Consider the following 17,814-nt stretch of genomic DNA (forward strand, 5'->3'; position numbering starts at 1 on the left):
GCTTCAACGTGATTGTTCGCCCGCCCCCAAGGCTGACAAAGTCAGGGCCAAGGCCACGGCAAAAGTCTTGGTCCGCGCTGCCAAACCGCCCCCCGCCCGGACCCCGGCAAAGCAGTCAAAAGTGAAGGAGCGAGGCGATCAAGGCCCCCCGGTTCTAGCTCTGGCACCGCCCACACAGTGCCTATCTGTCGTTCCCATACCCATGCTGCCACATGAAGTTGCCATTAGCCGGCAAACTTGGCCGGGCGATGACCGCAAGCGCTCAGCCGAACCTTCGCGCGAAATCCCCTATGCGATTCCGCCTCCTGCCGCCCGCAAGAAGAAAAAGGCTCTCCGCCCTCCTATTGGAGCGCGCAAGCCAGCGCCCAAGCGCAATCGCAAGTCCAGTACGACGCCCTGCGCCAGAAAAACGCCCACCGCGCGAGAGTTGATCGTTGCCCCCCTTCCCAACCTTTCGCCACCCGGCCATAGACCGCTGGTCCTGTTCCGGCCTGAACAATCCCGGCCACTCATAAAACGGATTGTCGCGAAGCTGCGCGGGCTGGCCCGCTGGCTGAAGTGCACTACGGTCCGCCGCTCGCCCGATCGGCGATTGCTGGCCCAAGCCAACCGCCGATATCGCCAGCTTCTACAGCAAGCCGAAACAGCCTTGCTTCCTATTCTCCCCAGCGCTTGAACGAAGGGACCGGCACGGGCGCGGTCCGAACATGCTCAAAAGCTGCGCCGGCTTCGAGCACGCGCTTGTCGTCCCACTTGGCGCCGATGATCGACAAGCCGATCGGCAAGCCTTCCACAGCTCCCATCGGCACTGAAAGGTGCGGGTATCCCGCGATCGCAGCAAGGCTGCCTGCGCCGACGCCAACGAAATGGTCGCCCAGCACCAGGTCGATCGGCCAGGCCGGGCCTTCGGTCGGCGCGACGAGGAAGCTCACCTTGTTGTCGCGCAGCAACTTGTCAATGCCTTCCGCCCCTGCCAGCTTCAGCGAATTGGCCCGGGCTGCCTCGTAAGCAGCCTTGTCAGTCGCCGCTTCGGCCTGTTCGAAAACGTCTTGCCCGAACCAGCGCAGTTCTTCGGGGTGGGCCTTGTTGAACGCGATCAGGTCTGCGAGCGACTTCGGTCCGGTCTTTCCGGGCAGCGAGCGCAGATAAGTGCCCATGTCCTCGCGCAGTTCATAAAGCAGCACGGCAAACTCATCGCGGCCCATTTCCGCTCTTGGCTCGAACTGGATGTCCACCAGTTCCGCGCCAGCCACCTTCATGTCGGCCAGCGCCTTGTCGAACAGGGCCAGCAGCACAGGATGGCTACCCGCCTGCTTGCGCATCACGCCAATGCGAACCCCCTTGAGGCTGGCGGCGGCAAGGCCGGAAGTGAAGTCTGCCTTGCGCCCGTCGGCCTCGGCGGTAGCAGCATCGGCCGGATCGCTCCCCGCCAGCGCGTTCATCAGCAGTGCCGCATCGGCTACGCTGCGGGTCATCGGCCCTGCCGTGTCCTGGCTGTGGCTGATCGGCACGACATGGGTTCGGCTTACCATGCCCACGGTCGGCTTGAATCCGACAATGCCGTTTACCGATGCCGGGCAGGTGATCGACCCGTCGGTCTCCGTGCCGATCGCGGCCCAGGCAAGGCCTGCCGCCACTGCCGAACCGCTGCCAGAGGACGAGCCGCAAGCGGTGCGATCAATCGCGTGCGGGTTCTTCGTCTGACCGCCAACCGCGCTCCAGCCGCTGGAGGATGAGGAGGAGCGGATGTTGGCCCATTCCGAAAGGTTCGTCTTGCCCAGGATCACTACGCCGGCCTTGCGCAGGCGCGCCACCAGCGGCGCATCGCGACCCGTGACACTGTCCTTCAAGGCAAGGCTGCCTGCGGTGGTAGCCATCGGGCCCGCAACTTCGATGTTGTCCTTGATCAGAACCGCCTTGCCAGCCAGCGCGCCCTTGATTGCCTTGGCCGCCGCTTCCTCCTTCGCGGCATCGGGGTTAATCCCAAGGACGGCATCGAGCTTGGGACCAGAATCGTCCACCGCCGCGATCTGCGCGAGGTAGTCGGCAACGCTCTGCGCGCTTGCTGCCGGAGAGAGCGCGGTCGCCGCCAGTGCCGCCGAAAGAATGTGCAGTCTCATTATGCTACCCTCATGCCCTTGTTTGCGACCATGGTTGCCACGCCGAAGCCACGATGCAAGCGCCTTGGCAGCCTTGCAGAAGCGAACGGCACCATCGGGCAGGATCGCCGAATTGCCATTCGACCCGCAAATCCCCGGATTCGGGGTTAACGCCCTTGAACATCGCGCCGTGGCACGCGACATAGCGAAGCCTAACCATATGAGGATTTCCATGCTCGACCTGTTCGGCGCATCGAGTGCGCAAGGCAAATTCACCACCGATCCCGTCACCGGCGCGCTGATCCCGGTCGTGGTCGAACAATCGAGCCGCGGCGAACGCAGCTTCGACATCTATTCGCGCCTCCTGCGCGAACGCATCATCTTCGTGACCGGCGAGGTCGAGGACCACATGGCCTCGGTGATCATCGCCCAGCTCCTGTTCCTCGAGTCGGAAAATCCCTCGAAGGACATCTCGATGTACATCAACTCGCCGGGCGGCGTGGTGACGGCGGGCCTCGCGATCTACGACACCATGCAGTACATCCGCCCCCGCGTGTCGACCGTGTGCATCGGCCAGGCTGCCTCGATGGGCTCGTTCCTGCTCGCCGCCGGTGAGCCGGGCATGCGCATCGCGCTGCCCAACGCACGCATCATGGTCCACCAGCCTTCGGGCGGCGCCCGCGGCATGGCCTCCGACATCGAGATTCAGGCGCGCGAGATCCTGCGCATCCGCAAGCGCATGAACGACCTCTACGTGAAGTTCACCGGCCGCACGCTCGACGAGATCGAGAAGGCGATGGACCGTGATACCTTCCTCGAAGCCGAGGAAGCGAAGAACTTCGGGCTTGTCGACAAGGTCTTCGAGTCGCGTCCGACGACCGATACGGTCGGCGGCGAAGAAGGTTCGGGCGGCGCGCCTGCATAAGTGTTTCCGCTTACTCGCCAATGCCTTAAGCTCAGCGAAAGGCTTTGGCGAGTAAGCATCTGTTACCTGTTTTCGAGTCCGGTTGATTAATGCCCTTGCGGTAGTAGGATAATCGGGCCCGCCTCTCGTGGAGAGGCGCCTGGGATGGACGAATGACCAAGCTTTCCGGATCGGATACCAAGAGCACCCTCTACTGCAGCTTCTGCGGCAAATCGCAGCATGAAGTGCGCAAGCTCATTGCCGGACCGACCGTGTTCATCTGCGATGAATGCGTCGAACTGTGCAACGACATCATCCGTGAAGAGACCAAGGCCGGCATTGCCGGCAAGAAGGATGGCGGCGTACCAACCCCGCGCGACATCTTCGAGACTCTGAACGACTACGTGATCGGCCAGGATCGCGCCAAGCGCGTGCTCTCCGTTGCCGTGCACAACCACTACAAGCGCCTCAAGCACAGCGGCAAGGGCGGCGATGTCGAACTGTCGAAGTCGAACATCCTGCTCGTCGGCCCGACCGGTTCGGGCAAGACGCTGCTGGCCCAGACCCTGGCCAAGACCTTCGACGTGCCGTTCACCATGGCCGATGCCACCACGCTGACCGAAGCCGGTTACGTGGGCGAAGACGTCGAGAACATCATCCTCAAGCTGCTCCAGGCTTCCGACTACAACGTCGAGAAGGCGCAGCATGGCATCGTCTACATCGACGAGATCGACAAGATCAGCCGCAAGGCCGAGAATCCCTCGATCACGCGCGACGTTTCGGGCGAAGGCGTGCAGCAGGCTCTGCTCAAGCTGATGGAAGGCACCACGGCTTCGGTTCCGCCGCAGGGTGGGCGCAAGCATCCGCAGCAGGAGTTCCTGCAGGTCGACACCACGAACATCCTGTTCATCTGTGGCGGCGCCTTCGCAGGCCTCGACAAGATCATCGCCGACCGCCTGCAGAAGCGCTCGATCGGCTTTGGCGCGCATGTTGCCGATCCGGAAAAGCGCCGCGTTGGCGAACTGCTCCAGAAGTCGGAGCCGGAGGATCTCCTCAAGTTCGGCCTGATCCCCGAATTCGTCGGCCGCCTTCCGGTGATCGCGACCCTGAACGACCTCGACATCGAGGCGCTGGTCAAGATCCTCAAGGAGCCGAAGAACGCGCTGATCAAGCAGTACGCCAAGCTGTTCGAGCTCGAAGACGTGACCCTGACCTTCACCGACGACGCTCTCGAGGCGATCGCCAAGAAGGCCATCGAACGCAAGACCGGCGCACGCGGCCTCCGCTCGATTGTAGAAGGCCTGCTGCTCGACACCATGTTCGACGTGCCGACCGAGACCGACATCAACGAGGTCGTGGTCGACAAGGACGTCGTCGAAGGCCGCAAGGAACCGATCCGCGTCCACAAGGGCAAGGAAGAAGCGGCCTGAGCGGACTTAACGAACTGGACGAAAATTTTGGACCGCCCGCTGGCATTATGCTGGCGGGCGGTTTGATTTTGGTGGCGTTGCTAGCGTGGCTTCAGCCATTTAATGGGTCGCCGCCGCAGTCACCAATGGAGGCAAAGGGGTGCTTCCGATCGGAAGGCTTGCCTGACATTGAGGTGGGCGCAAGTGAGATCAGGGCTTTGCAATCGCCGACACTAACGGCTCGCTATACTCTGGAGTACCACAAGGGCTGGGCATACTCGCTTGAGGATGTACTCCGCTTTGAGCCGATAGGTTCAGGATCGAGATTAGCCCTGAAGCGAGGCAGCGGTTCTTTCATCTTCTTGAGTCGAGAAGGGGAGTTTACCCCTGCCGTTAGCCAATTCACTCTGTACTCGTCAGACGGTAGTGCAGCGGCCACTTATCGGCGAAGTGGGCTGAGGTGCGCTCCACGTCCACAAAAGCTTCCCGCCTGATCGCCACCCTTCTCCCCTCCCGCAACCGGGAGGGGGTGGGGGGCTTTCGAAGCCGATCAGTTCGGCAGCGAAACCGCGTCGGTCACGTGGATCACGCCGTTCTTCTGCATTACGTCGGCCTGCGTCACGTGGGCCATGCCGCCCTTCTCGTCGGTGAGCATCACAGTGTCACCCATCAGCGAGGCGGTAAGCTTGCCGCCCGAGACGGTGGTCAGTTCGGTCTTGCCGCCATCGGCCTTGATCTTGGCGACGAGCTGCGCTGCCGTCACCTTCCCCGGCACGACGTGGTAGGTCAGGACCTTGGTCAGGGTGGCCTTGTTCTCTGGCTTGAGCAGGGTGTCGACCGTTCCGGCCGGCAGTTTGGCGAAGGCGGCGTTGGTCGGCGCGAACACAGTGAACGGACCGGTCCCGTTGAGCGTGTCAACCAGACCGGCAGCCTTCACGGCAGCAACCAGCGTGGTGTGATCGGCGGAGTTCACCGCGTTCTCTACGATGGTCTTTGACGGATACATCGCTGCGCCGCCGACCATCTTGGTCTCTTCATGGTGGTTGGCGAAAGCGGGCGTTACAAACACGGGTGCGGCGGCGGCGGCGGTTGCGGCAAGCGCGGCGATCAGAAACTTCTTGGTCATCGGTCACTCCTTTGTCGAAACGTCAGATCATCCGGCGCAAAACATTGGGCGGCCGGCCCACCCTCCCGCGTATAAGGTGGGGAGAGTCGTCGCATAGGCCACATGCACGTAGGTGCATGTCATTGATCGCAAACTACAAACGCCAAAAAGAAGGCGCGCTGCGTGGGGCAGCGCGCCTTTCAGAATGTGACGCCGGCCGAAGGGAACGAGATAGCCGGCAAGTCAGGGGAGGAACCGGGCCGGAGGGGTAATTCTGACCCGGTTGGAACGTCTCCGGCGCTCCAGATGCGCTCTCTGCCCATGCATTTCGACGTGTCCCTTGGGGCTATGCCCGCAAGGTCAGGTCAGCGCATCCTGTTCGGTCAATGCTCAGACCGTGTGATCGTGAAGCAGCGCACATTCATGCCCGTCGATCGTCTCCACCTGCAGCGTTGCGTGGCAGATGCCGAAATCGTGCTCCAGTTCGTGGGCAAGCTGGTGGAGAAAGTTGTCGCCGGGATGGCCGCCGGGCATGACAAGGTGCGCGGTGAGCGCCGTTTCGGTCGTGCTCATCGGCCATATGTGAAGGTCGTGCACGGCTTCCACACCGTTCAGGCCGGTCAGGAAGCGGCGCACATGCTGCTCGTCGATCCCCGGCGGTACTGCGTGCAGGCTCATCCGTAGCGAATCCTTGAGCAAGCCCCAGGTGCCGATGGCGATGATCGCAACGATGATCAGGCTGGTCACCGGATCGATCCACTGCGCCCCGGTCAGCGTGATCAGCAGGCCCGAAACCACGACGCCTGCCGAAACGGCAGCATCTGCGGCCATGTGCAGATAGGCTCCGCGGATGTTGATGTCATGATTGCGGCCACGCATGAACATCAGCGCGGTGGCGGTGTTGATGACTATGCCGATCGCGGCAATGATCATCACGGTGTCGCCAGCAACCGGTTGCGGATCGATCAGGCGACGGATGGTCTCGACCAGAATCGCGCCGAGCGCGACCAGCAGGATCGCGGCATTGCCCAGCGCGGCAAGGATCGAGCTAGACTTGAAGCCATAGGTGAACCGCGCCGATGGTGGCCGCGCAGTCAGCACGCTGGCGATCCAGGCAATGACCAGGCCAAGCACGTCGGACAGGTTGTGGCCCGCATCGGCAACCAGCGCCATCGATCCGGAAATCAGCCCATAGGCCGCCTCCACGATCACGAAGGCAAGGTTCAGCCCGATGCCGACCGCGAAGGCGCGGCCGAAACTGGCAGGGGCGTGGCTGTGGCCATGATCGTGCGAGTGGGCGTGCGAATGATGGTGATGATGGCCGGCAGACATGGCCCCTTCCTAACGCCTGCGGGCGGCGGTGGGAACAGACCTTGCGCCAGGGGGCCTGTAAGCCGGGTTCTGTAGCGCCGACGGTATGCCCAAGATTGCTCTTGGCGGGCACCGTATCGCCGCTGGCAGCCATTCCTCTAGGCGGACCGTTGCCGGAACGCTCAAGCAATCAACCCGGACTGCTGGCCCGAAACAGGCCTGCTCCGAAGAGCGCGCAGTCCCTATTCGATCTTGCTCCGGGTGGGGTTTGCCGTGCCGCTTCCGTTGCCGGTCGCGCGGTGCGCTCTTGCCGCACCCTTTCACCCTTACTCGTCCTTGCGGACTAGCGGTCTGCTCTCTGTGGCACTTTCCCTTGACCCTCCACCTTGCGGCGTCAGGCCCGGCGGGCGTTACCCGCCACCCTTGTTTCGTGGAGCCCGGACTTTCCTCGGGATCTTGCGATCACGCGGCTGCCCGGCCCCCTGGCGAGCAGTCACCTAGCATGACCCAGATCGCGTTCCAACAGGAGTTCGAACAGCAATGCGCCGATATGGCCATCGACCTGCCCGTCGATCCGGTGCGGGCGCCAGCGTCGCTGAAAGGCGCGCACGGCGGCTTCCTGATCGGAGATGTCGTAGCCGAACCGTTCGAGGGCAAGAAAGAACGCAGCCTCGTTGTCGTAGAGCAGCCGCATCGACAGCTTGGGTGTCGGCAGGCACAAGCGGTGGCGGGCCAACAGTTCCCACGGAAACAGCTCGCCCGGGTCCTCCTTGCGCGCCGGGGCGACATCGGAATGGCCGACGACGTTGGCGCGGGGAATGTTGTGCCGCTTGACGATGTCGGCCAGCAGCGGCAGCAGCGCCTCGATCTGCGCATCGGGGAATGGGCGATAGCCGAATTCGTGGCCGGGATTGACCAGTTCGATGCCGACGCTTGCAGAATTGACGTCGGTGATCCCGCGCCAGCTTGATCGTCCCGCATGCCACGCCCGCTTGGCTTCATCGACGAGGCCGGTGACCGTGCCGTCCTCGTCAATCATGTAATGCGCCGAAACTTCCGCCGCCGGATCGCACAACCGGTCAAGCGCCGCCTGCCCGGTCTCCATCCCCGTGTAGTGCAGCACCACCATGCTGACGGGCAACTTGCGCTCGTTCCAGTTTGGCGATGGCACCTCGCGATGGACGAGCCAGCGGCGCATCATGGCTCAGGCGACCGGAAGCACCGCGCCAAGGACCAGGCTTTCCGCCGTGACATGCACCTGCACGCCACCCTGGATTGCCGTGGCCAGCTGGTTGACCATTGCCGCAGGCGCGGTGCGGTTGGAAAGTTCGGCCGAGGGCAGCGTGCCTTCGAGTGCCTGGCCGATCGCCGGATCGAAGGCCACGCGCTGCCCTGCCGCGCGCACGACGATTTCCGCAACGCCTTCGCGCACTTCCACGCCGATATCCAGAGTGCCACCGCGCACCAGCGCATCAAGGCCGATCAATGCAAGGTTGAGCATGGTCTTGACCGCAGGCTTGGCGAGGCTGTCCACGCCGAACATCCAGTTGACTGCGACGCGGCCATTGCTGCCTGCCAGAGCATCGACCAACTGACGCGCTTCGGCGACAGGCACCTGTTCGCCAAACCCGCCGGCGGCACCGAAGGCAAGGCGGAAGAACTTGAGCTTGTCAGCCGAAGCCTTCGCGCTCTGCTCGAGCAGCTCGAAGCACCGCTGCCGCATTTCAGGGTCTTTTTCGTCAGCAAGCAGTTCGAGCCCGTTTGACAGGGCCCCCACCGGGCTGAGCAGGTCATGGCAAAGGCGCGAGCAGAGCAGGCTGGCAAGATCGAGAGCAGAGACGGTTGCGGTCATGTTCGGTTTGCAGGCCTTTTGGATAAGGGGTTTACGCTGTTTACACTGTCCTGACAGACAAATGCGATTGCGATGCGGTGCGTCCCGGTTCCATGCTCCAGCAGCGCCGGGCAGGATGACATAGACGGTCCGCCGCAATCATTCGCCAACAGCCTTAGCCACCCGAGACGTGGTAGGAAAGGCGTTCGAACCCTGCGGCGCCATCGTGCCAACACGTAATCCCCCACGTTCCGTCGCTGTCGGGAGCCGCGATGACCCACACGGCGCCATTGCGGGCCGATGAGGCAGCGTCGGTGGCAGACGGGCGTGCAAGGCCGTTGGGGTGGGAATGGAAATATCCGATGACTTTCGCGCCGCCAGAACGGGCAGTCTTGTGGGCGGCGACCAGCGCGGCAGGATCGACCTCGAAATGCCGCGTCGGGTCGGCCGACACGTTTGCCGTAACCAGCACGGACTCGACGCAGGCACCCCGGCCAAGCAGGATGCCGCAGGCTTCACGCGGGGCAGCGCCACGTGCAGCCGCTGTAATGGCTGCAATGACGGCACTCCCCATCTGCAAGGCTGTTTGTGCGTTCAAGCCTGCTCCCTCAACTTCAGCCAGCACCACTAATTTCGCGCTGTAACAAACACTTGTTATTCGCCCCTAGCAAGCGATTACTGGCGCATTGCGTAAAGTTGCCACGGACATTCCACTAACGTGGAGTACCTATGGCCAGATTCGGCCAATATTGGCCGTAATTGCGCAAGATGTTCCGCTGTCGAGCCACCCGGCGATGTTCGGTGTGCATGAACATGGAGCATCACGTGATTGGTGAGCAATCCATCAAACGGAAAGTCATGCTTGGCTGCACGATCCTTGGGGTCGGTGCACTCGTTTCGACGGCTCTCAGCCTTGGCGGAATGTGGCGGCAGGAAAGCGCGATGGTCCAGCTTAACGCTGCGACCAGACTGATGCGCGACCACATGGAAGCCGACATGGGGCACGATGCGATCCGTGGAGAAGTGGTCAGCATCGTCGCAGCGCAGCAGACCCGGGCCATCGATGGCGGCGAAGCTGCGCGCGAACTGCAGGCGCGCCTGCGCGAGTTCGACAATCGGATGGGAGCGACCATGCGCACGACCGGCGCGCCTGAAGTGCTAGCTGCGCGCCGGGCGGCGGACGAGGCGTTTCGCGCCTACGTTTCCCTGGGCCAGAGCATTGCTGCGTCAGCGCAGCAGGGTGGCGTGCCCGACGATGCGCAGCTGCAACGCTTTCAGGAACTGTTTTCACGGCTTGAAGGCGAGATGGCAAAGATTTCTGACGCCGTCGAAGCACACGCAGCGCGCACGGCCGCCGATGCCAATGCCGTCGCAGCACAAGCCAAGTGGATTTCGCTGGCGAGCCTTGTCGTGCTGCTGTTCCTGCTGGCATGTGTCGCACGTCTTGCGCGGCGGGACATCGTTGCGGCGATCATCGCCATTGCCGGGCGCGTTCAGGAGATGGCTGCCGGACGGCTCGACGTCGACATGGCGGGTGAAACGCGCGCCGACGAGATCGGGAGTCTCGCGCGGGCGGTTGTCGAACTGCGCGATCACCTGCGCGAAGCACAAAGCGAAACGACACGTCAGGCTGACGTCATCGTCACCTCGATTGGCAAGGGGCTGAGCGAACTGGCTGCGGGCAACCTGTCCTATACCATCGATCACCCGCTGCATGGGCCGTTCGAGCAACTCCGCAGCGATTTCAACAACGCGCTGCGCGTTCTCGGTTCGGCGCTCGATCGCATGAAGACGACGACCGAGCGGCTCAACGGCGTGGCACGCGACATCGGCGGCGCGGCGGGCGACCTGTCCGACCGCAACGCCAGCCAGGCCGCCAGCCTCGAAGAGACCGCCGCGGCGATCGCCAGTCTCGCCCAGCGCGTCGAAGGCTCGACGGCAGCGGTGTCGACCGCGCGTACGGCGGTCGATCGCGTAGGGCAGGAAATCAACCGGGGCGGCGAAGTGATCCAGCATGCCGAAGAGGCGATGGATCGCATCGAGCACGCTGCGCAGGAGATCGGTTCGATCGTCAGTGTCATAGACGCGATCACCTTCCAGACCAACCTGCTCGCGCTGAACGCCGGCGTCGAGGCCGCGCGGGCTGGCGAATCGGGCAAAGGATTTGCCGTCGTCGCCACCGAAGTGCGCGCGCTTGCCCAACGCAGCGCCGACGCGGCGCGCGAGATCCGCGACCTCATCACCAATGCCTCGGGCGAGATCGGCAATGGCGTGCGGCTGGTGCGCGATGCCGGCGCAAGCTTGCGCGCAATCACCGGGCAGATGGACGAGATCAACCACATGATGGAAGTGGTCGAGGCGGGCGCCAGCGAGCAGGACATATCATTGCGTTCGATCGACGCGACTTCGCGGCAGATCGAGCAGATCACCCAAAGCAACAGTGCCGTTGCCGAGCAGGTGAACGAGGCCAGCCGCTCGGTCGTCGGCTCCATCGAAGATGTGGTGGAACAACTTTCGCGCTTTCGCATCGGCGAGGCCAGCCCTGCGCATCCTGGACGGGCGCTGGCGGCATGACCGGCCTCACCAACATGGCTTTGGCCATCGCCCTGTCCGGCCTTGTCCTGCCGATGGCTGTGCCGGTCGCTTTGGCGCAGGACACAGCGGGCGAAACTGCACCGGTCGAACTGGCGGGCGAGGCGATCGTCGATCTGGTGTCGGTGGTGCAGGGCGGAAGCGACCGCAAGGTGCGCAGTCTCACCAACGTCAACCTGACCGCCGATCTCGATCTTGGCCGTCTCGTCGGGTGGCAGGGCGGGCGGGCCCACCTGCACGTGCTGGACAACCGCGGCGCACGGCCCAACGATGCCGCGCAGACGCTTCAGGGCGTGGACAACATTGAAGTGCCTGACGCGGGCCTGCGGCTCTTCGAAGCCTGGCTGGAGCAGGACATCGGCAGTTCCGGGACCTCGTTGCGCGCCGGTCTTTACGATGTGAACAGCGAGTTCTACGCCAACGAAGCGGCAGGCCTGCTTCTTGCCCCCCCTTTCGGCATCGGATCGGAACTGGCGGCAACCGGACCAAACGGCCCCTCGATCTTTCCGTCGAGCGCCTTGGCGGCCCGTCTTCATGTCCCTGTGGGCAATGCGGGCAGCTTTGTTCGCCTGGGCCTGATCAATGCGCGGGCGAGCACCCTTGGTGACCGCGGCGGCGTTGATTTCAGCTTTCGCGACGGCCTTCTTGCCATTGCCGAAGCCGGGCGGGGCGAAGGAAGGATCCGCGGTACGGTCGGCGTCTGGCGCTACACCCGCAACCCTGAAAACCAGTATGAAACCGGGCAAGATGGACAGCCATTGCGAAAGCCCTCGCAAGGCGCGTACCTCGTGATCGAGGGGGACCTGCTGCCCGCCGGCAGATCGCGCGAGGTTACCGCCTTCCTGCGCGCCGGCCTGTCCGATCCCCATACCACGCCCTTTCACGGTGGCTTCCAGGCCGGCCTGCTGATGGAGCCGGCGTTTTCTGGGCGCCCCGACAGCCAGCTTTCGCTTGGTGTGCATCACGCCTGGACGAGCAATCACTATCGCGATGCGGTGCGCGCACTCGATCAGGACCCCGGAAACGAGACCGCGCTGGAATTGACCTTCGCCGACGCGATCGCCCCGTCGCTTAGCGTGCAGCCCGACATACAATGGGTGCACGGGCCGGGCGGCATCCGCGGCGCGCAGGATGTGATCGTCGTAACCACACGCATGACCTGGAGCTTCTGAGCGGCACCTCTGATGTACCTGCCCACGGTATCGGCCCTTGCCCTGCCCTGGTCCGCTTCCCATATCCAAGGGGATGGGGGCCGACGATACGATCATATCCGGGACGGTGCCAGCTGGCGGGCAACGGATCGATAAAGCCCTGGCCGATGCCAGCGGTCTTTCGCGTGAAAGGATCAAGGCACTCCTTGGCGAAGGCCGGATTTCGCTTTCGGGCCATCCGGTTCATCAGGCATCGCTGAAACCGGCTGCCGGAACGCCCTTCGCGATTGCCGTCCCGCCCGCCGCTCCTGCCGAGGCCGTCGCGCAGGATATTCCGCTCGCCATCGTCTATGAGGATGATGCGCTTGTCGTCGTGGACAAGCCGGCGGGTCTGGTCGTGCATCCTGCCGCCGGAAACCTCGATGGCACACTGGTCAACGCTTTGCTGCATCATTGCAGCGGGCAGCTCTCCGGCATCGGCGGCGTGGCAAGGCCGGGCATCGTCCACCGGATCGACAAGGACACGTCCGGGCTGCTCGTCGTCGCCAAGACCGACGTGGCGCACGAGGGGCTGGCGAAGCAGTTTGCCGACCATTCGATCGTGCGTGCCTACAAGTGCGTGACTGCAGGGCTCCCCGTGCCGGTTGCCGGGACCGTGCGCGGCGCAATCGCGCGATCAAGCCATGACCGCAAGAAAATGGCACTGGTGGAGGACGGACGGGGCAAGCATGCGGTGACGCATTACCGGACGCTCGCCTCCCTTGATGGCGCAGCGCTGGTGGAATGCCGGCTCGAGACCGGACGAACACACCAGATCCGCGTTCACCTTGCGTCAATCGGCCATCCGCTATTGGGAGACCCTGTCTATGGACGCACTCCCTCAAGGCTTCGGCCGCTGCTCCAGCGGCTCGGATTTCAACGCCAGGCGCTGCACGCGGCGGAACTGGGGTTCATTCACCCCGTTACCGGTGCGGCCCATCTTTTCGCCAGCCCGACGCCCGTCGATATGCGGGAACTCATCGTCGAACTCTGCGCTGAAGGGCATGATGCAAAGGTACTGGCGATGTTGTAACAGAGGACTTTGGAGTCGTCCGCAGGGAGTCTCCGTCTGAGTGGTCCCGCCGCCGGTCGCCCAACAGGGGGCCGTCACATGGGAACCGACACGAAGAAAGGATGTGTTCAGGTGAGTGAGGAAAGAAACGCTGTGTCAGTACCTGCCCTTGGCGGGGAAGCCAGCCTCAACCGCTATCTCTCGGAAATCCGCAAGTTCCCCGTGCTTACGGCTGAGCAGGAATACATGCTCGCCAAGCGTTTCCAGGAACACCAGGATCCCGAAGCTGCAGCCCAGCTCGTGACCAGCCACCTGCGTCTCGTGGCGAAGATCGCCATGGGCTATCGCGGCTATGGCCTGCCGGTCAGCGAACTGATTTCCGAAGGCAACATCGGCCTGATGCAGGGCGTCAAGAAGTTCGAGCCCGACCGGGGCTTCCGTCTCGCCACTTACGCGATGTGGTGGATCAAGGCCTCGATGCAGGAATTTATCCTGCGTTCGTGGAGTCTGGTCAAGATGGGCACTACGGCAGCGCAGAAGAAGCTGTTCTTCAACTTGCGCCGCATGAAGAAGAACCTCGAGGCTTTCGAGGACTCCGATCTGCACCCTGACGACGTACGCAAGATCGCGACCGATCTTGGCGTGCCCGAGCAGGAAGTGGTCAACATGAACCGGCGCATGATGATGGGCGGCGATGCCTCGCTCAACGTCTCCATGCGCGAGGATGGCGAAGGTTCGTGGCAGGACTGGCTGACCGACGATCGCCCGCTGCAGGACGAAACTGTCGCCGATGCCGAGGAAGCAAGCTATCGCCACCAGTTGCTGGTCGAGGCGATGGACAGCCTGAACGAGCGCGAGCGCCACATCCTGACCGATCGCCGCCTGATTGACGATCCCAAGACCCTGGAAGAACTGAGCCAGGTCTACAACGTCAGCCGTGAACGCGTGCGCCAGATCGAGGTGCGAGCCTTCGAAAAGCTGCAGAAGGCGATCCAGCGGATCGCCGTGGAGCGCAAGTTGCTACCGGCGTGATTACGGCAAGATAAAGTCCCCGGAGGTCATGCTTTGGCGGCTGGGCGAAAGTCCGGCCGCTTTTGCATTTAGCATGGCGCATGAGCGAGGAAGGGCCAGCTCGCCGAAATTGTGCCCTCGGCCCGAACTGTCCACCCGAACCACCCGTGCCGGATTGGCAGCCTTGTGCCGCAGGGCCTGGCTGATCGCCTGATCTTCAGGCCAGAGCGGCAGGCTGCACCGGGCCATCCGGCGTTCGCTGAAGAGCCGCACCGGCAAGAAACCACAGGGCATGACGGCCGGGAAGAAAGAAATATCCTCCGCCCTGCAGCGCCACATAGCGCCGCAACCCCTCCAGCGTCAGCGGCGCATTGCGGCCATGGATGGTAAAGCGCTGGCTTGCCCCGGCGCCTGGACCTTCATGCATGGCAAAGGGATCTGGCTCACCCTCCAGACCGTGGAACGTTGGCGATCCAGCCCAGGTCTGCTGCACGAATTCGAACTGCCGTTCGATATCGGCATTGAAACACATGAACAGCGTGCCTCTGGCGACTCCGGTGCCAGGATCGAGGAAGGGGCGCCCCCGTCGGAGCAGCCGATGCCGGTTGGTAACCGCCAGTTCCACCGGCTCGGTCGGGGCAAGGCTGTCACGCGGGAACGTGCGGCGGACGTGCGCCCCAAACGGACAGCGCAACCCTTGTGGATCGGCATCCTTGTAGAGAAACCCGTTGCGCCGAATGGCTTCTGCGCCGCTGCGAAATGCTGGGTGGAAGGGGTGATCCACCAGTGCCGAGCCGTCTCGCCAACGCCCCAGCATCTTGGCCGCGAGCCATTCGCGCGTGCGATGGCGATTGCCGTTGTGCGGGTTGATGAGCTCCCTCTGACGGCACAGCGCTTCGGCCTGGCGATCAAGCTGCGCTTCAAAGCCATCGACGTCCTGCTCAAGCTGGCGGATGACGAGGTAACTGCCGTTGCGGCCAAAATCGCGAGCTTTCGGCCCGGCGCCGGCAAAATCAGGATATTGCGTCGGCTGATCGGGCGGCGGAGAAGGCAGCAGCACCTCAGGGTGCATGCCGATCTGCTCCATCGGACGCTCGATCAGTGGTGAAGGCGGGTAATAGCCGCGGTTGTCGGCGTAACCCAGAATGAACTCGCCTGGTTCGACCCCGTGGACCGGGTCGGGCGCACCATGTCGTCCCGGAAACCCGCGCACCAGCGGCTGGGAAACGCCGTCGACAAAGCCGAACGGTTCTGTCGAAAGCTCGCCGTCGCTTTCGGCGGAGGCATGGACGAAACGTTTGCTTGTGCCCCCTGCCGCATCAGGGGCCTCGCCTTCGTTCCACGCGGCGCGAAAGCCTTCCAGATCGAAGGTCCCCACCCCGGTCGTGATCGTGCGGGTCGCGGTAATTCCGGCTGCAGCGGCTTGGGCAACCAGCGCATCAAGCGATGTCTCGGTTGTCCTGTCGGCAGCATAGAGCAGCAGCACGGCATGCGTGTCACCATCACACCAATCCAGTCCTTCCGGATCGTCCAGTGCACGTTTGCGGCTTGGGTGGGCCATCCCCAGCGCGAACGCCGCAGGAAACCCCTGCGCCGTCCCTTCGCCCTCGAGCGCAAGTTCGGCATCAAGACCGAGCAGGCGCAGTCCCGATGCGGAAAATGCGATGTTGCTCACGACCTGCTCGGGCGGCTTGTCGCCGAAAGCGATCTCGTCGCGGGCAATCAGACCGGCCAGCCACTGCTGCACATGGGCATAGGGATGGCCATTGGCTTCCTGGCGCGGTGCGCCGAAATTCAGCGTAACGACGCGGCTGTATGGATGGCGCTTCAGGCCACCGAATAGTAGCGTCTGGATCTCCTCGTACTGCAGGCCATAGTCGGGCCGCGGGATCGAGCCGAACAGATCGAGCCACGCCTCGGCATCCGACGGGTTAGCTTCAAGCTTGCGAGCACACAGCAGGCCACTGACGATCAGGGCGTGCTTGCGCATGGCCGTGGCTGACAAGTCGGGATGGGCCGTGAACCAGAAGGGCGTGGGGCGCATCGAGCAGCGCGCATAGCGCTTCATGCGGTCACCATCCTCCGCACCCTTCCAGAATAGCAGGCGGGTGGCCGGAAAACCGCGCGCATTGCTCCATACCGCCGACACGCCCTCCGACGCCTTGGTGATGAAGTCCTCGAGATAGCTTTCCCAGCTTCCGTCGAAGTTGCTGCAGAACACCAGTTGCCTTGTGCCCGGCAGCACGACCCACCGTGCCGCATGGATCGTGCCGATGGTTGCGAGGAACCCCCGACGCATCACCCCGATCCGGGCCATGGTGGCAATCGCGGTAAAGGCGAGCGGCAGACTCAACCGGCGAATCCATGCCGCGCGCAACCGGGTCACGCTTATCATGTGGTTCTGGACATGACCCGGAGCATTCTCGCGCGCCATCATTGCGCCAAGCGCCGCTGCCGAAGGGGTACGGTCAATCGGCACGTTCGCCAGTTCGTCGCGACGAAGCAACGCGGCAAGCATGCCGACGATGACCATGGTCAGGATCACGCCTGGCACGATCGCGCCCCATCCCGCTTCGAGCGCACCGCTGCCCGTCAGCAGCAAGGCCGCCAAGGCAAGGCCATAGGGAACGAGCAGCAGCGGCAGTATCAGCGCCTTGGCGTCCCACAGCCCTCGCAAGATCCAGCCAAGCGTCCAGCGGGTGCGCGCAAAGTCCAGCCAAGGCGCGTCGTTTCGTTCGCAAAAGGCCAGTTGCGGCGGCGTGCGATCAGGCAGGGCGGCAAGATCGGCTTCCAATCGCTGCGCTACGAGGCGGAACAGGCTCTGCGGTCCGTGCGCCGGATTGTTGTCGCGCGCGGTCGCGATGATCGATCGCGCCTTGTCCACGAGCCGACGATTGCGCGCGATTGCCTCTACGCTGAGGCCGGGCAGGCCGTTGAATGGCAATCCGGAAAGGTTTGACGGCAAGCGCAGCGCCGATTGGCTGATGCCGTGGCTATGGCTGATGAGCAGCGGAAGCACTTCACCCAGCGCCCTAGCTCCGCTGGTCAAGGCGAGGATCGGCAGCAGCGACGGGCCAATGGCTTCCACCATCGCGCGCAGCGCCGTTTCGGCATCGCCATCGACCGTCGCTTCGATCAGAAGGTGGGCACGGCTGCCGTCCGCTTCGGGCGCGATGGCATGGATGCTGGCAAAATGGATCACGCCGGTTGCCCGCAGCGCCGTGGCGACATCGTCTCGCGCCGGGTTGCCCAGTTCTGCTATCGCGCGCTCGACATCGCCAATGTCGCACCACTCGGACCCATCGCCGAAAGGAATGGCAACGGTCAGGAACTGCTGGGAAGTGCTCACG

At 63.5% G+C, this 17,814-nt stretch carries 13 protein-coding genes and 1 other RNA gene; 6 read left to right on the forward strand and 8 right to left on the reverse strand.

The window, feature by feature from the left end; all coding sequences use genetic code 11:
* Positions 1 to 656 precede the first annotated feature (656 nt).
* On the reverse strand, positions 657 to 2,120 hold the full coding sequence (locus B9A23_RS09465; RefSeq protein ID WP_084278722.1) for an amidase: 1,464 nt from the start codon (positions 2,118 to 2,120) through the stop codon (positions 657 to 659).
* Between the two features lie 211 nt (positions 2,121 to 2,331).
* On the opposite strand from B9A23_RS09465, the gene clpP reads away from it, so the two are divergent.
* Together clpP and clpX are read left to right on the forward strand one after the other, a co-directional pair.
* A complete protein-coding gene (clpP, locus tag B9A23_RS09470) occupies positions 2,332 to 3,024 on the forward strand; it encodes an ATP-dependent Clp endopeptidase proteolytic subunit ClpP (protein ID WP_084278604.1) in 693 nt (230 codons plus the stop codon).
* Positions 3,025 to 3,176: 152 nt separating this feature from the next.
* The gene (clpX, locus tag B9A23_RS09475) at positions 3,177 to 4,433 is read left to right on the forward strand and encodes an ATP-dependent Clp protease ATP-binding subunit ClpX (protein ID WP_039336115.1); all 1,257 of its coding nucleotides are present in this window, start codon (positions 3,177 to 3,179) and stop codon (positions 4,431 to 4,433) included.
* Between the two features lie 529 nt (positions 4,434 to 4,962).
* On the opposite strand, the gene B9A23_RS09480 is transcribed toward clpX, so the two are convergent.
* The 6 genes from B9A23_RS09480 to B9A23_RS09505 all read right to left on the reverse strand — a co-directional run bounded on the left by B9A23_RS09480 (position 4,963) and on the right by B9A23_RS09505 (position 9,257).
* Positions 4,963 to 5,436 (reverse strand): fasciclin domain-containing protein, encoded by a 474-nt coding sequence (locus B9A23_RS09480; protein ID WP_254895064.1) that lies wholly within the window; start codon positions 5,434 to 5,436, stop codon positions 4,963 to 4,965.
* A 471-nt stretch (positions 5,437 to 5,907) separates the two neighbouring features.
* Positions 5,908 to 6,849 (reverse strand): cation diffusion facilitator family transporter, encoded by a 942-nt coding sequence (locus tag B9A23_RS09485; protein WP_084278606.1) that lies wholly within the window; start codon positions 6,847 to 6,849, stop codon positions 5,908 to 5,910.
* A 42-nt stretch (positions 6,850 to 6,891) separates the two neighbouring features.
* An RNA gene (gene rnpB, locus B9A23_RS09490) (RNase P RNA component class A) lies at positions 6,892 to 7,314 on the reverse strand.
* Between the two features lie 7 nt (positions 7,315 to 7,321).
* Positions 7,322 to 8,026: an N-acetylmuramoyl-L-alanine amidase gene (locus B9A23_RS09495; protein WP_084278723.1), complete on the reverse strand. Its 705-nt coding sequence runs from the start codon at positions 8,024 to 8,026 to the stop codon at positions 7,322 to 7,324.
* 6 nt (positions 8,027 to 8,032) lie between these two features.
* Positions 8,033 to 8,680 (reverse strand): histidine phosphotransferase family protein, encoded by a 648-nt coding sequence (locus B9A23_RS09500; RefSeq protein ID WP_084278607.1) that lies wholly within the window; start codon positions 8,678 to 8,680, stop codon positions 8,033 to 8,035.
* 154 nt (positions 8,681 to 8,834) lie between these two features.
* Entirely contained in the window at positions 8,835 to 9,257 is a 423-nt protein-coding gene (locus B9A23_RS09505) for a M67 family metallopeptidase (RefSeq protein ID WP_254895062.1), read from the reverse strand.
* A gap of 209 nt (positions 9,258 to 9,466) precedes the next feature.
* Between B9A23_RS09505 and B9A23_RS09510 the strand changes: the two genes are divergently transcribed.
* The 4 genes from B9A23_RS09510 (at position 9,467) to rpoH (ending at position 14,485) form a co-directional block, all read left to right on the forward strand.
* A complete protein-coding gene (locus B9A23_RS09510; protein WP_176217936.1) occupies positions 9,467 to 11,233 on the forward strand; it encodes a methyl-accepting chemotaxis protein in 1,767 nt (588 codons plus the stop codon).
* Complete coding sequence (locus tag B9A23_RS09515; RefSeq protein WP_084278610.1) at positions 11,230 to 12,423, forward strand: carbohydrate porin; 1,194 nt, start codon at positions 11,230 to 11,232, stop codon at positions 12,421 to 12,423. The genes B9A23_RS09510 and B9A23_RS09515 overlap by 4 nt, the downstream gene beginning before the upstream one ends.
* Before the next feature lie 73 nt (positions 12,424 to 12,496).
* On the forward strand, positions 12,497 to 13,474 hold the full coding sequence (locus B9A23_RS09520) for an RluA family pseudouridine synthase (protein ID WP_084278611.1): 978 nt from the start codon (positions 12,497 to 12,499) through the stop codon (positions 13,472 to 13,474).
* 78 nt (positions 13,475 to 13,552) lie between these two features.
* Positions 13,553 to 14,485: an RNA polymerase sigma factor RpoH gene (rpoH, locus tag B9A23_RS09525; RefSeq protein WP_176217937.1), complete on the forward strand. Its 933-nt coding sequence runs from the start codon at positions 13,553 to 13,555 to the stop codon at positions 14,483 to 14,485.
* A 196-nt stretch (positions 14,486 to 14,681) separates the two neighbouring features.
* On the opposite strand, the gene B9A23_RS09535 is transcribed toward rpoH, so the two are convergent.
* Positions 14,682 to 17,813 carry a Dyp-type peroxidase gene (locus B9A23_RS09535; protein WP_084278614.1) on the reverse strand — a complete coding sequence of 1,044 codons (3,132 nt, stop codon included), beginning with the start codon at positions 17,811 to 17,813 and terminating at the stop codon, positions 14,682 to 14,684.
* Position 17,814: the final 1 nt, after the last annotated feature.

The organism is Novosphingobium sp. B1 (genome assembly GCF_900176395.1).
GTDB lineage: Bacteria > Pseudomonadota > Alphaproteobacteria > Sphingomonadales > Sphingomonadaceae > Novosphingobium.

What these genes read in the sequence shown, in the direction of transcription:
- B9A23_RS09465 (WP_084278722.1), bottom strand. Translation starts at nt 2,120, where the DNA reads ATGAGACTGCACATTCTTTCGGCGGCACTGGCGGCGACCGCGCTCTCT.
- clpP (WP_084278604.1), top strand. Translation starts at nt 2,332, where the DNA reads ATGCTCGACCTGTTCGGCGCATCGAGTGCGCAAGGCAAATTCACCACC.
- clpX (WP_039336115.1), top strand. Translation starts at nt 3,177, where the DNA reads ATGACCAAGCTTTCCGGATCGGATACCAAGAGCACCCTCTACTGCAGC.
- B9A23_RS09480 (WP_254895064.1), bottom strand. Translation starts at nt 5,436, where the DNA reads ATGGTCGGCGGCGCAGCGATGTATCCGTCAAAGACCATCGTAGAGAAC.
- B9A23_RS09485 (WP_084278606.1), bottom strand. Translation starts at nt 6,849, where the DNA reads ATGTCTGCCGGCCATCATCACCATCATTCGCACGCCCACTCGCACGAT.
- B9A23_RS09495 (WP_084278723.1), bottom strand. Translation starts at nt 8,026, where the DNA reads ATGCGCCGCTGGCTCGTCCATCGCGAGGTGCCATCGCCAAACTGGAAC.
- B9A23_RS09500 (WP_084278607.1), bottom strand. Translation starts at nt 8,680, where the DNA reads ATGACCGCAACCGTCTCTGCTCTCGATCTTGCCAGCCTGCTCTGCTCG.
- B9A23_RS09510 (WP_176217936.1), top strand. Translation starts at nt 9,467, where the DNA reads ATGAACATGGAGCATCACGTGATTGGTGAGCAATCCATCAAACGGAAA.
- B9A23_RS09515 (WP_084278610.1), top strand. Translation starts at nt 11,230, where the DNA reads ATGACCGGCCTCACCAACATGGCTTTGGCCATCGCCCTGTCCGGCCTT.
- B9A23_RS09520 (WP_084278611.1), top strand. Translation starts at nt 12,497, where the DNA reads ATGGGGGCCGACGATACGATCATATCCGGGACGGTGCCAGCTGGCGGG.
- rpoH (WP_176217937.1), top strand. Translation starts at nt 13,553, where the DNA reads ATGGGAACCGACACGAAGAAAGGATGTGTTCAGGTGAGTGAGGAAAGA.